Here is a 13,858-nt window from a genome sequence, read left to right as displayed (position 1 = left end):
AGCTATCGGTACGGAATTACGGGGAAAATTACGGGGACAGTTTACTTAACCAAGCCTACTTTACGGAATTAAGTAAACTGTCCCCGGAATCCCCGTATGCAGCCGGTAGTTATGTGATTTGGCAGAGAGCTGAGAAGGGGTAAATGATAACCTAGTGACTCATCGCTCTTAATGCTTCAGCAATCGCCAAAACCACCCGATATTGACTCTCATGCGCAATCCTGAACGCTTCCCCATAAACCGTCTCATCCGGCGCTTCGGTAATGATTTCTATCGGGTAATCGGTCTTGTGATACTCGTTAATCATGTAAGGCACAGCGCCATGGGCGACTTCAAAGCCTGCATTTTCCACAGTACTTAAAAAGCGTGTCAGCATCTGAATATTCTGTTGCCTCTGAAGGTCAAAACCAGCGACTGCATCAATGGCGGCATGCAACATGGCTTCTGCCTTTGCTTTAAAGCCGGGGTTATAACGGCAAATAACAAAAAAGCCTTTGGGGATCGTCCACGTTGCAAAACCTTCCGGCACATAGCCAGACAGCGGACGTGTCCACTCGTGTGACGGATAGCCATGTAAATTCACATGCACATCCGCTGATAAATGATGTTTTGCCTCACCGCGAATCAATGATTCATAGTCCGTGCCGTAGGTTAAATCATTACCTGCACTGGTGTAACGTGCGGCATGGTGCATATGTTTTGGGTTGGACTGGCAGAGCTGGCGGAAGAGGGCATAGCCGTCGGGATTTTCTAAGGGGCACACGGTAAAATCCGTATTGCCTTGTGCTTTTAAGGTACAGGCGGCACGTAATGCGCCAACAATACCACTGCTTTCATTCGAATGTTGTCCGCCGGAAATGGCCAGTTTTACTGATGAGCCATTAAGGACTGCACAGCCCTCTACCTGACGACCCTGACGCGATGTTACTGCAAATAACTGGCCGTCTAATTGGCTTAGTTGTGCTGAAATTTGCAGGGGTGTTAGCCAATGCTCAACCTGATCTAAACCTGTAGTGAGCGTTGTGGTACCGATTTCCTCAGCATCAGGCGAGCCGCTTTCGTTTGTTATGCTCAGGCTCGGCTGTTCAGCATAAACAACCTCCGGTACGATCTGTCCCGGCATTAAGCTTCTGTCGTTGGCTGGCAGACCTAAACGATGTTGGAATATTTCTATGGCAGAGAAATAAATATCCTCATGCATAGCCTCAGTTAACGAGATGGCTTCATCACCGACAGGTAATTTAACATCCTGCATCGGTAAACCAATACGCAGCGTTAGACGCTCAAAAAAGGGGCCGTTTGCTTGGTGCTGATGAAGCGGTTGGAGCGGGATGTCAGATAAATACTGACAAGCATCGTTATAAAGTTCATCAAATTCGGTAGGCAGATAGCGTCCTTCCCCTTGCTGATTAATTACCCAGCCACAGGCAATGAGCTGGCGCTTCTGACTCAGGCTGTTTACCAAGCGGACAGGCACGGGAAGTCGCAGTGTTTCTGTTTTTGTGACTACTTCGTAAAAGGGCAATTCGCCTTGTTTAATTGTTTGTTCCAGTGCTTCAAAGCTAACTTCCCCTTCGAACAAGTCAGTGAGCGGGTAACACTCCAGACGAAAACGTTGTGGTAAGTCACTCGCGATAACAGGGTACCTGATCAGAATGTCATTGGTGCTATCAAGCTGTTGGCTTTCAAGTAGACGGTGTAACAAAGACTTGTAGGCACTGTGGAGTTTGATGGTTTTGCCTTGTTGAGCCCACGCCTTTTCAACGCTTAGGCGCGCCTCATGTGATTCAAATAACCAAGCTTCAGTGGTGTCAGAGGGCAAGTTATACAAGGTACGGATGTACGTACGATTCATGAGTAATACCGGGATTGCTGAAAGAGAAGCGCCACCCGCGCAAATACGAGTGACGTATTGAAGTAGATTTAAGTGTTGGTTTTACCTAAAGGATCAAGGTAATCACGCAGCCAGTCGCCGAGCAAGTTTAAGCCTAAAACGGTAAACATAATCGCTAATCCCGGAAAGATGGTAATCCACGGTGCGGTCTGAATGTAGTTGCGTCCATCAGCCAGCATGCCGCCCCAGCTTGGGGTGAGAGGATCAATCCCCAGACCTAAAAATGTCAGGCTGCTTTCCAGGAGAATATTATTGGCGACATTTAACGTGGCCAGAATAATCAACGGTCCCATCGCGTTCGGCAGGATATGACCGAAGATGATTTTCCGATCCGGCAGACCATAACTCTTGGCGGCTTGTACATATTCCGCCTCGCGTAAACTTAAGACGGAAGCACGAACCAATCGGGCATACTGAACCCACTGCGCGACAATCATTAGTATAACAATACGATCAAGGCCCGGGCCAATAATAGCAATCACCGTAATGGCTAACAGAATAAACGGCAGCGCTAACTGGATGTCGGCAAAGCGCATCAGGAAGCTATCCCAAAAGCCACGGTAGTAACCTGCCAGCAGGCCGATAACCGTCCCCAATGTGACCGCGCCTAAGGCTGAGAAAATACCCACGATAAACGAGATCTTGCCGCCAACGACTACGCGTTCCAGAATGTCCCTGCCCATGGGATCAGTACCCAACCAATGAGCCTCATTAACGAAGGGCGGTGTCAGGCGAGCCAGAAAGTCCATGGTTTTACCGCTGTCCGGAAACAACCAGGGTGATAAAGCAACCGCACCACCCACCAGCGTTAACAAGACAAGGCCAGCCAAAAATTCAAAGCGAAATAATGCGCGCATAGTCTTACTCCAAACGAATACGGGGATCGAGCATGACGTATGCTACATCCACCAACAGGTTAACAAATACAATCAGCATCGCCAGAACGGTAACCACTGTTTGTAAAATGGGGTAGTCGCGTTGCGCAATGGATTCGATGGCTAAGGTGCCCATGCCGGGCCAGTTAAACACCAGTTCAACCACGACCAATCCGCCCATCAACGCCCCAAACTGCAAGCCCAGATAAGTGATAATGGTGATGGCGCTATTACGTAGTGCATGACGGTAAATTACCCGATGCTCACTCAAACCTTTGGCGCGTGCCACCATCACATATTGCGAGTTCAATACTTCCAACATGGCGCTGCGGATTATGCGCAAGTTACTGGCGGTTAAGATTATGCCAATGGTGAGCGCGGGTAAAATCAGCGATGATGCACCGGAAAATCCTGATACCGGCAACCACTTCAAAGTGACGGAAAACAGCAGCATCAACATGATGCCTAACCAGAAGTTTGGGAAGGACAAGCCGGTCAGCGAGAGAATCCGGATGCACTGATCACCCCATGAGTTTTTATGGCGAGCCGCATAAATCCCCAGTGGCAGCGAGATCAACATGGAGACACCCAGTGAGATGATTGCCAGTAGCATGGTTGCTTTCATGGCCTGCCAAATCAGCGGAGCAATCGCACCTCGGAAGAAGCTGTCGCCAAGATCACCACTGAACAAGCCGCTCATGAAGCCCCAATACTGCACCAGAAAAGGACGGTTCAGCCCCATCTGCTCGCGGATATTGTGAAGGTCAGCTTCAGTAATGTTGGCGCTTTCTCCCAACATCATCATGGCCGGGTCGCCGGTCATGCGGATGGCAAACGCCACCAACAATGACACGACAACCACAACAAACGCCGCCTGTAAAAATCGCTTAATAAAATAAGATACAATCGGCATGATTATCGATTACTCCTCAACTGTGGTGGTCAGATAACGCATACGACGATCAGGTGCAGGCACGAAGCCTTTTACTTTCTTCGAAACAGCATAAATCGTATCTTCATTGTAAAGCGGCAGGTGGTAGGCATTGTCATGTGCTAATTGGCCGACTTGACGCAAGATCTTCAGGCGCTCATCCTGATCAACAATGCTGCGTTGCGCTTCTAGCAACTTATTCATTTCCTCAGATGTGCCATATGGATTCCAGCGCTCGCCATCGTGGTAAATCAGGTATGCCGTATTATCAAAGTCAAATGTCCAACCGCCCCATGTGAACTGGAACAGCTCATCCGTTTTACCCTTTGGCACGATGTCATTAAGGAAAACGCTGCTTTCAATTGGCTTCAACTTGGCATTTAAACCAACATTTTGCAGGAAGGAGGTCATTGCTTGCGAGATTTCCCCGACTGCTGCATTGTTTGCACGGTAATCAATAGTGATTTCTGTACCAGGTTTTACGCCGGCTTCTTTAAGCAATTGCTTGGCTTTTTCAGGATCAAATGGGTAGCCTTTTAAGTCAGGGTCATAACCGAAGGATAATTTGCCTTGCAGGCTATCAATCGGGGTACCGTATCCACCAAGAAACGCATCAATCAGTACCTTTTTATCGACTGCCATATTAATCGCCTGACGCACTTTCAGGTCTTTGGTAATGCCCGCTTTGGTGTTGAACTGGTAGCTCATAATGCTAGGGCCAGCGACTGAAACAATCTCGATGCTATCGTTTTCTTTTACGGTCGGAATGGCACTAAAGGCAATATCATGCACGACATCGACACGACCCGCCTGTAATTCTGCTAAACGCGTAGCATCTTCACGGATAAAGCGATAAGTCAGATTATCGAGCTTTGGCTTTCCACCAAAATAGTCCGGATTGATCACCAACTCCAGCTTGTCGCCCTGAGTGTATGACTTGAATTTAAATGGTCCGGTACCAACCGGATTCATATTGAAATGAGCGTCGCCTTTTTCCGTAATGTACTTAGGTGGAACGATCATTGCGCCATAGCCAGCCAGCTTAGTTAGCATGACAGGGTCAGGAGCATTCATCACAAAATCGACGGTGTGATCATCAACCACTTCAATTGACTTAATGCTCAGATAATTAGAGCGTTGCGGCCCCTTAGCGCCTTCCTCACCCAGTAAGCGGTCAAAGGTAAACTTGACGGCATCTGCATTGAAATCTTCACCATTATGGAATTTAACGCCTTCGCTCAGTTTAAAGCGCATGCGCAAGCCGTCTTCTAAGATTTCCCAGCTTGTTGCCAGCCCAGGCTGAAGCTTGAGGTTTTCATCTCTGAGTACCAGACCATCGAACAGACTACCGCCGGCTGATGACCAAGCCACTAAAAAGGTATCAATCGGGTCCCAACTATTGGGATCCTGACGTTGAGCAACCGTCAATGACGTGTCTGCCCAAACTGACGATGAACTGACCACTAATAGTGTGGCAAGCGCAAGTTTTTTGAGTGAATGGTGTTTTAGCATGAGTTTCTCCTGGGTGGTTAAAACAGCACAAGGTTTTCAGCAACGATGTGGCCAATGTTGATCTCTCGATAGGTGTGTATGAGAGGTGGGTTCTCGATGGCCCGAATCGGGCTGGGGATTTCAACATCCAGTATTGGGCGTTGTGGTTTACGTAGTGGGTCCATCATAGGGACTGCTGATAACAGGCGCTGTGTATAAGGGTGTTGTGGATTTTCAAATATTTGCTGGCGTGTGCCCATTTCAACGATCTGACCTAAATACATCACTGCAACACGATGGCTGATACGTTCGACTACTGCCATATCGTGACTAATAAACAGATAAGACAGGCCGCGTTCTTTCTGTAGGTCCATTAACAGGTTTACGACCTGGGCTTGCACCGATACATCTAAGGCGGATACCGCTTCGTCGGCAATAATCAGTTGTGGCTTGCAGGCCAATGCACGGGCGATACAAATGCGCTGACGCTGACCACCTGAAAACTCGTGGGGATAGCGAGACGCAAATTCCGCCGGTAGTTGGACGGACTCCAACAGCTCGGCCACCTGACGTGCCGGGTCAGATACCAGACCGTGGTGATACATGGGTTCTAACAAACTGGCTTTAATGGTTTTACGTGGATTGAGTGAGCCGTAAGGGTCTTGGAAAACGTATTGAATTTCACGTTTAAAACGATCACGAACCTCTGGCGGTGCAGATAACATCTCTTGTCCGCGAAACAGAATTTCCCCGCCTGCGGGCGTGACTAATTGTTGCAGTGTTTTCCCGACTGTGGATTTGCCGCTGCCAGACTCACCAACCAGCGCCACTGTTTCGCCCGCATAGATATCGAAGGAAATACTTTCAGCGGCATGCACACGGTGGCGTACCTTTCCCCAAAAACCAGAGCGAATAGGGTAGTGCGTGGTGACTTTCTTAAGGGAGACCAGAGGGGAATCATCGTTATCAAAAGGCTTGTTGTCTGGCTTGCTTGTCGGTTCAGCTTGCTGAGCGGTTTCGGGCTTTCCGCTCGAACCTGCCTGTTCCGACTGGCCAATCAGGTCAAACTTTTCCGGTGCGGATTTACCGGTCATTGCACCAATTTTGGGTACCGCAGCCATTAGCTGGCGCGTGTAGTCGGTACCGGGTCTGAGTATGATTTCTTGTGCGCTATTGCTCTCAATCATATCGCCACGCTTCATCACGATAATATCGTCGGCCATCTCCGCCACAACACCCATGTCATGGCTGATAAAAATAACGGCGGTATTGAGTTCAGACTGCATGTCCCTGATGATCTGCAACACCTGAGCCTGAATCGTCACATCCAATGCGGTGGTTGGCTCATCGGCAATCAGTAGTTTTGGATTACAGGAAGCCGCCATGGCAATCATCACCCGTTGGCGCATTCCGCCGGAGAGTTGGTGCGGATAGCGTTTGAGTTGTGCTTTTGCATTGGGGAGGCGTACTAAGTCGAGTAAACGGGCGGCTTCATTTTCAGCCTCAGCACCTTTTAGACCGCGATGCAGTTCAAGCGCTTCGGTAATCTGGCTGCCAATGGAAAAGACGGGGTTGAGGGAGGTCATGGGTTCTTGAAAGATCATCGCGATGTCATTACCGCGAATGCGTCGAAAGTCATCATCGGATAAGCTGGTTAGCTCATGTATTTTACCCTCATCCTTAAACTCAATCGAGCCGCTGTCTACCCGGCCACCGATGTGAGGCAAGAGACCCATAATGGCTAGGGAGGTCATCGACTTACCAGAACCAGACTCACCAACAATCGCTAATGTTTCCCCCTGATTGACAGTGAATGAGAGGTCATTAACAACCGGCATTTTACCAAAAGCCAGCGTTAGATTTCGAACGTCGAGAATGGGGGTCAACAATGAAGTCATGCATCCGTCCTAGTTTGAAAAATTGATCTTCCATTTCACTTTATCCAGTTAAAAAGTTAATATCCATTCATATTGTCGAATTAACTATAACCTAATGTTATTGAATTATGATGAGATTTAGACAGATTGAAGCGTTTCGTTATGTCATGTTGTGCGGCACAACATCGGCAGCGGCATTTGAAATGAATGTGTCACAGCCTGCGATTAGCCGGCTAATTAGTGATCTGGAATATGCCTTAGGCTTTGCGCTGTTTGATCGGCGCAACGGTAGGCTGAATCCTACGCAGGAAGCCACTGAGTTCTTCAGTGCGGTAGATGAAAGCTTTTTGGGGCTTGATAGACTGACAGCGCTAGCCGAACAGATTCGCACCAAGCAACCGCTGCAATTAAAAATTTCATGTACGCCATCGTTAGCGGCGTCCTTATTACCTTTGGCCATGATGGAGCACAAAAAGTATCACCCTGAAGAGAGTGTGATTATTTACACGGACAATATCGGCCCGTTAGTGACTAAGTTACAATCGAATGCGGTTGATATCGCCATTGGCCTACAACTGCCGGGTTTAATAGGAGTTAACAGTGAGCCTATTGGTGATGCACGCTATGTTTTTGCGGCGCGCCATGATCATCCCTTAGCAGCAAAATCAGTGATCAGGCCGGAAGATTTAATTGGCGAAACCATCTTGTCTGTGATCTCGGATAAGCATCCCAATTATTGGAATAAACTGAATGATAGCCTTAAAGGTGTGAGTGCTCAGGTTAAAAAGACCTTTGAAATTGATGCGGCGCATACCGGGTACTCTCTGATTGCGGCGGGTATGGCTGTTGCCGTGATAGAGCCTTTTTCGGCACGTATATGGGCGGGATCAGGTGTGATTACCCGCCCCTTTGAACCTATTGTTAGTTATGGCTATGACTTGGCATTTCCAAACGGCAAACAACATCATCCATCAGTGCTCTCATTTGCTGAGACGGTTAAGAAAGTGGCGCGGGGTATGCCTGAGTTTGCTGGCTGATTTACGGTGAAAGGGGGGTAGGTTTTGCATTGTGCAGCTTTGGATATGTTGAGTGATTTTTTTATACGGTTTATATATTTAACGGCTTATGGTTTAGACCCCAGTAATGATATTGGCTCCGACAAGGCCAAGGATTAAAAAGAAGAGTGTCTCTCGATTATTCTCAGGCGTCTGAATGAGCTGTTTATTACGTCAGCGGCCTGGTGCTGATCGAAGAACTTACGACGGGCATGGGCCAGGAAAAGATTTCGGTGATGCCGTTGCCGAATGTATTTAAGGAATTATAACGAAGACTATCGGAATTAAAACGAAGACAATTCGTTTTGCCTGAATTCAAAGATTCTAGGTTCTATGGGCCTTTGGGATTGAAAAAGTCTTCGTTTTTAAATGTAGCACGGCAGGTTAGTGCCAAAAGCGGAATTTCAGATATTGCTAATGTGGCATCGAATCAGCTAACCAACAGCTCCAAAAGCGGACATTTAATTTAGAACTGTTAAAGAATGAGCATCAAGCATTTGATTACAATTCAAAGGATAGCAGCGTGTGCTTTACATCAAAATCCGACCCGTCCTTTCTGACATGTGTTGTCTGAAATCGTTTGCAAGGCACAGTATCATCTATATCAATCGGCCCAGATTTCAAAGTCCCTTTATCGGAATTTGCTGCTATTGACGCCTCTACCTTTTTCTTTGCATACAGTTCCTGCCCATCCATGACATATCCGAGCATACAGGCCATTGGGAGAAAACGAGAATATTGCTGAGTAATATATCTATTCAAACCTTCGGTCACATAAACTGTTGCCAAAGATGATCTTTTTCCTTTGTGAATGACGTTCAGCCTTTTGCACTCATAAGCCAAATACACATCCCTGTCTTGGTCTATAATAACGGCTATATCTATATACCCTTTACCCTCCACAGCCTCTGTATCTGCGATAGGCTCAAAAGGAACAAACTGCGCCTCGGGCCAGCCAATACGTCTAACAACCGGATCTTTGCATAGTCTATGCACTAGATTGTTAGTAATATCATCTTCCTCAGAGCTTGAACTTAGCGCCTTTCTACACTCTGGCCAATGAACGGCAATTCTCTGTGTGAATCTTTGCTCTACACCTCGAAACCGCTTTATCCACTGAGTCATATTCCCTTGCGACATCTGCAAAACTTAATCCTTCTCTGCGACCAGATATGACTGGATGTCCATTACAATTGCATCTGCATCTTCTAATGCCGAAGATCTCATCCAATGCAATCTACTGAGCGGCTTCACTAGGTAGAGTCTATTTTCTATGAATAATCTAAAATCTGGAATAAGAGTAAAGTTTCCTGGCAACTCTATATTTGCCGAACTAGCGAGTTTTTTTATGACTTCTTTCAGATCAAGCTGCTTCTCTTGGTATCCCATCTTCTCATTGTTATTAGAATTGGCTATTGCCAACTCCAGAAGACCAAAGTCTTCACTCTTTCCCAATAAGCAGGCAGTTATACCATCGCTCTGGTCGAGCCAGTTTTCTAATTCCGAAACTAAACTTCGGGCGTACTCTTCTCTATTATCTTTGTTAGTAGCTCCCCATATATACGGAACGGTATTTTGATGGGGTTGAGAGGCAGGAATAATGTAGTTTACTGTATCCTCTACAATTGAAATTTCTTCGCCAGAGAGCCCAAAATATTGATACATCAGTGCATCAATTTTCTCCAAACAATGTTGAACTTCATTCTCTGAAGAAAGCATTTTTGATGATTTTTCTTTAAATCCATCAATTATTTGAACAATTTCTTTTTCAATTTCCTTTCCAGAGTCATCCAGCGCTTCCGAAGAAGGAAATGGCAACTTTAGAAGCTCAGATTGTTGAACCTCTGGCCTACCTGAACCAAATGATGCGGTCCCATGAAAAGCAAACCATAGAGCAAGCTTACTATTCAAATAAGCAGTTAAAACTTTGGCCTTTTTGCTTTCGCGCTCGGGAAAAACTACTGCCATCAGTATGTGCTGAAATACCATTGGGCTATCACAATACGCAGCCTTCAATCTCATCTGAGAAGTCCCCACCCCTCTTGAGATTAAAATCTTCTTCTGCCCATATGAAGCTTCAAATCCCTTCCGCCTTACATGTGTTGAAGACCATGGCTTTAGCGTTGGCGATTTTTGATACAGCATTTCCAGTGACTGAACAGGCAAATATGGATATTTGACTACCTCATCACTTATATGAGGGATTGTTGATGAGCGCCCATCATTAAAGGGCTGAAACCCCTGACCAATAAACCAGCCGACGTCTTTTTCATTCGCTGCGTGATTAGAGCTTTTAAATGGCTTTATAAAATCCCCTAACCTTTCAAAAGAGGACAAATACTTATATAGCTTCTGGTCTACTGGTCGCATCCATAATCGAGATTTTAGCGAAAAGTAGTCTTGTTTAATTTCATTCGAGGAAATAGACACACGATCACGACTCGAAATAGTTATATTTCTCTTAAGCTGTAAGTTTAAATCTGCTTTTGGCGTCCAATATTCGATGCTGTAAACGTCTGAAGGCGACGTATTTTCTCCAAATATAACCAAGGCTGTCGGACTTGTAGCTCCTCCAAACAACTGAAAACGCAAATCCGAGAAATTTATAATCCGAGCTATTTTTGCTTTCTCTACAAAAAGCGCTCTGGCATTAAATGACTTGGGGTTATGAAGAAATCCCATTGCTGGCACTAAAAACGAAATCAAACCTCCTTTCTTTACATGATTGAGAGACTTCCATGTAAATGCCCATGCATCCTCATTACCCGGCATTGGACATTGATTGTCTTTACACCACTTGATAGATTTTCGATTTGGATTTCTTCTACTCGCCCAAGGAGGATTTCCAACTATCACATCATATTGATGAGCGGAATCAGATGAGGCTGCAAAGAAATCTTGTTCTATTAAGGTTTTTCCCCATAGATCAGGAAGCATTTTTCCTTTATTGATCAGCTTTTTTATATCCGGCGGAGAAACTTGCTCTAAAAGAGCAATGTATAATGAAAAAATAGCAACACGTACCGCGCTTCCATTTATATCCCACCCATGAACCCGCTCTAGGATTAGGCACAAATTAGACCATTGTACTGCTTGTACATCCCTAGACTGCTTCCACTGCTCACATAGGAGCTGAAAAGACCTGACCAAAAAAACGCCTGACCCACATGCAGGGTCTAAAAAACGTCCCGATTTTTTAACGGATTCAGAAATACTATCCCAGAGCTGAGCCATTACCGTGTCGGCAAGAAACATAGGAGTATAATAAGCACCCAAGTCTCTTCTTTCACTTTCCTTTTCACCTAAAAACCGATCATAAACAGCGCTAATAAGCTCAACAGGTATATATTGAAAGTTATACCCCCAAAAACTCCTTTGGCCACTTTCCATATCTTCGTTGCCTGATCTAAAGCGGCTCAGTATGTTGAGATGACATTCCGTTACTTTAACTTTGTTTTTCTTTGAATCAAATGAACTCGGCGAGACAAAAACATTTCCGTTGAAGTCCCTTGCTAGGACTTTAAACAACCGCTCCAAATTGGATGTTTTGCCAGATGAAAGAACATCAGTTAGAGAAGAAGATTTCCCATCAAAGATAGACTGATAATATTTCTCAGTAATGATGGCTCTATCTTCAAGATATGAAATGAACATGGTCTGCATAAGAAGTGCTTGTGCAGAATCCGTATCCAAATCTTTTACCAATTCATCATGAGATAGAATCAGATTTTTTAGCAGGTAATAATCAACTCGTTCGTTTAGCTTAAAAAACTCCTTATGTTCCTGCCACAGCCTGCCCGTCTCAGCCCCAGAAATAAGGCTCTTTATTCTTAATGTTTTCTCGCTTAATTTAAGGGCTTCAATGAGACAACTACCTTCAAAGTCTTCATCAGAGGTTCGAACAGGCAACTTAGCAAGTGAAAAGAACCTGAGCGTATCGCCCGTAATGACAAGTAAAGCGCTCGCTAGGCCTTGATTCCATAATTTTGCGTGGATTTGCATTACTTCAGCTTGGTCATACTGATCTTGAACCAAGTAAGCAAAAGTTGGCACGCCTTGTACACAAAACAGTGCAGACAAACCAATTTTCTCAAACGAATCCCTTATCGCCCCCGCATGAGATGATCCTGCTACAGCATCGCTTGGGAAATATACTTCAGGAGCACTTCTGTTTTCGAAACCAAAGGCTTCGATCCATTCAGAAGGAATTTCAATTTGTCTTTGAGCGCCCATTATCTACCCTCACTTACCACTAAGTGATCAGCGCTAGAGGACGGCATTGCTAATATTAGTTGTCCTTGGGCATATTCATTTTGCATTTCCATTATGTCAGCACGCAATTCATCTATGACAACTACGAGAGGGATAACAATTAGCACATCTGCACTAATTTGTTTGTCTAGTAATCGTGACGTTGAACAAGTGTTGTTTTTCAAATCAATCAGAAGGATCAGAGGTTCCAGCTCATCGAGAGATACGCTGTTACACAAATCAAACAAAGCTTCAGATATGCCAGATAAGCTTCCTATTTTTATTGAGCAAATATCAGTCAAGCGCTTTAGAATCGCTATGGCCAGTATGTCACCTATAAGAAACTTAGCTGAATGACCATTGATCGAAGAAAGTGAAGGCAGTACTGTCTTCCAATGTCTGTATGCTTCAGGGCTAAGACCTACTGCTTTACGTAACTGCCCCGGTGAATATTGCATTGCTATGAATCCATTCTTGTTGTTAACAACAGATTATTATGTTGTTAACAACAAGTCAATACTGATGACTGATGTGGGTCAGACATGATCGAAAGACAAATGCAATGATGTCAGCTTCGGGTCGACAGCTGCCAGATTTCACGTACAGCGAGTTAAAAGCAGCCTGTATTAACTTGCGTTTTTTCCTTCTGGCTATAGAAAATCAAACACATCATCCTTGGCTTCTATATTTATTTTGTGATTTCTCCTATTTCCACATAACGCGCTAATAGAGCAGGGGAGAATACAAGGGTGACCGGTGATAGGATAAAGAAGCAATCCACTTCCTAATATGCAACTTCTTATTTCATGGAAAATATTAAAAAATTACTTAAATATCAGTTATTTATAATGATTTATCGATAATTAACATAACTAAATACTCATAGCTGCAAGATAAAGTTCATTAGCAACTCTAAAAAGCCGTGTGTCACTCAGATGGAAATACTGCTAGCAACAGTAAATTACGCACTTTAAGTGTTTAATATGCTAATCCAAAATTATAAATAACCATCATGATAATAGGTAACATAAGAAGGCATACAAAACCTAAATCTGTATTAAAAGTACATATATATCGATACATAATACATATTAATTACATTTTTAATGTGTTTTCTAGCATGGCGTCGATAGATGACAAGCCAAATGCACGTTACATCTAATGGTGATTAGTCTGGAAAAAACATTCTTCGAAACTCTCCGCATCAGTCACGAAAAAACAGAAGCGTTTAGTCTGCGTATAGCTAGGTGACATTTCCGACAGACGCTGAGGGAAATCCTTAGAAGCCCAGTGTATCGAATCGTGACAAATTAGCCGGATAGACAAGCGATGTCACATTTCACACAGCATCATATTATCCAGGAAAAACTATTCTTCGAAGCTGTCCGTAGGGAATTTGTGCTTTGAAACTAGCGTCTCAGATCTCATAGAGCGGTAGATTACCCACAAAAAATAATTCTTAGCGACTCTCCGCACGAGTGGGC

The 13,858-nt window shown here is 44.8% G+C and carries 9 protein-coding genes; 1 reads left to right on the top strand and 8 read right to left on the bottom strand.

Translation table 11 applies throughout. The features are described from left to right. Positions 1-151: 151 nt before the first annotated feature. The 5 genes from BM099_RS09075 to BM099_RS09055 form a co-directional block, all read right to left on the bottom strand. Entirely contained in the window at positions 152-1,855 is a 1,704-nt protein-coding gene (locus BM099_RS09075; RefSeq protein ID WP_090727006.1) for a M14 family metallopeptidase, read from the bottom strand. A gap of 68 nt (positions 1,856-1,923) precedes the next feature. Then, the gene (locus tag BM099_RS09070; RefSeq protein ID WP_090727004.1) at positions 1,924-2,751 is read right to left on the bottom strand and encodes an ABC transporter permease; all 828 of its coding nucleotides are present in this window, start codon (positions 2,749-2,751) and stop codon (positions 1,924-1,926) included. 4 nt (positions 2,752-2,755) lie between these two features. After that, on the bottom strand, positions 2,756-3,682 hold the full coding sequence (locus BM099_RS09065; protein WP_198064115.1) for an ABC transporter permease: 927 nt from the start codon (positions 3,680-3,682) through the stop codon (positions 2,756-2,758). A 9-nt stretch (positions 3,683-3,691) separates the two neighbouring features. Next, the gene (locus tag BM099_RS09060) at positions 3,692-5,212 is read right to left on the bottom strand and encodes an ABC transporter substrate-binding protein (protein ID WP_090727001.1); all 1,521 of its coding nucleotides are present in this window, start codon (positions 5,210-5,212) and stop codon (positions 3,692-3,694) included. A gap of 17 nt (positions 5,213-5,229) precedes the next feature. Beyond that, positions 5,230-7,089, bottom strand: coding sequence for an ABC transporter ATP-binding protein (locus BM099_RS09055; protein ID WP_090726999.1), 1,860 nt, complete (start codon positions 7,087-7,089; stop codon positions 5,230-5,232). Between the two features lie 107 nt (positions 7,090-7,196). Between BM099_RS09055 and BM099_RS09050 the strand changes: the two genes are divergently transcribed. After that, positions 7,197-8,105, top strand: coding sequence for a LysR family transcriptional regulator (locus tag BM099_RS09050; protein ID WP_232348949.1), 909 nt, complete (start codon positions 7,197-7,199; stop codon positions 8,103-8,105). Between the two features lie 519 nt (positions 8,106-8,624). On the opposite strand, the gene BM099_RS09045 is transcribed toward BM099_RS09050, so the two are convergent. Genes BM099_RS09045 through BM099_RS09035 form a run of 3 tightly spaced genes read right to left on the bottom strand, consistent with a single transcriptional unit; the run spans position 8,625 to position 12,832 of the window. Next, a complete protein-coding gene (locus tag BM099_RS09045) occupies positions 8,625-9,269 on the bottom strand; it encodes a hypothetical protein (RefSeq protein WP_177201131.1) in 645 nt (214 codons plus the stop codon). A 3-nt stretch (positions 9,270-9,272) separates the two neighbouring features. After that, a complete protein-coding gene (locus tag BM099_RS09040; RefSeq protein ID WP_090726992.1) occupies positions 9,273-12,356 on the bottom strand; it encodes an HsdM family class I SAM-dependent methyltransferase in 3,084 nt (1,027 codons plus the stop codon). Next, on the bottom strand, positions 12,356-12,832 hold the full coding sequence (locus tag BM099_RS09035; RefSeq protein ID WP_090726989.1) for a hypothetical protein: 477 nt from the start codon (positions 12,830-12,832) through the stop codon (positions 12,356-12,358). Before BM099_RS09035 ends, BM099_RS09040 begins: the two co-directional genes overlap by 1 nt. Positions 12,833-13,858 lie beyond the last annotated feature (1,026 nt).

Origin of the sequence: Neptunomonas qingdaonensis (genome assembly GCF_900113275.1) — a bacterium.
In the GTDB taxonomy this organism is placed as follows: domain Bacteria; phylum Pseudomonadota; class Gammaproteobacteria; order Pseudomonadales; family Balneatricaceae; genus Neptunomonas; species Neptunomonas qingdaonensis.
Note: the sequence above shows the minus strand (reverse complement) of the source record. Positions and strands in the feature narration are given on the sequence as shown.

Excerpts from the sequence above, each read along its gene's own strand:
- BM099_RS09055 (WP_090726999.1), bottom strand. The coding sequence starts at position 7,089 with ATGACTTCATTGTTGACCCCCATTCTCGACGTTCGAAATCTAACGCTG.
- BM099_RS09050 (WP_232348949.1), top strand. The coding sequence starts at position 7,197 with ATGATGAGATTTAGACAGATTGAAGCGTTTCGTTATGTCATGTTGTGC.
- BM099_RS09065 (WP_198064115.1), bottom strand. The coding sequence starts at position 3,682 with ATGCCGATTGTATCTTATTTTATTAAGCGATTTTTACAGGCGGCGTTT.
- BM099_RS09070 (WP_090727004.1), bottom strand. The coding sequence starts at position 2,751 with ATGCGCGCATTATTTCGCTTTGAATTTTTGGCTGGCCTTGTCTTGTTA.
- BM099_RS09035 (WP_090726989.1), bottom strand. The coding sequence starts at position 12,832 with ATGCAATATTCACCGGGGCAGTTACGTAAAGCAGTAGGTCTTAGCCCT.
- BM099_RS09060 (WP_090727001.1), bottom strand. The coding sequence starts at position 5,212 with ATGCTAAAACACCATTCACTCAAAAAACTTGCGCTTGCCACACTATTA.
- BM099_RS09040 (WP_090726992.1), bottom strand. The coding sequence starts at position 12,356 with ATGGGCGCTCAAAGACAAATTGAAATTCCTTCTGAATGGATCGAAGCC.
- BM099_RS09075 (WP_090727006.1), bottom strand. The coding sequence starts at position 1,855 with ATGAATCGTACGTACATCCGTACCTTGTATAACTTGCCCTCTGACACC.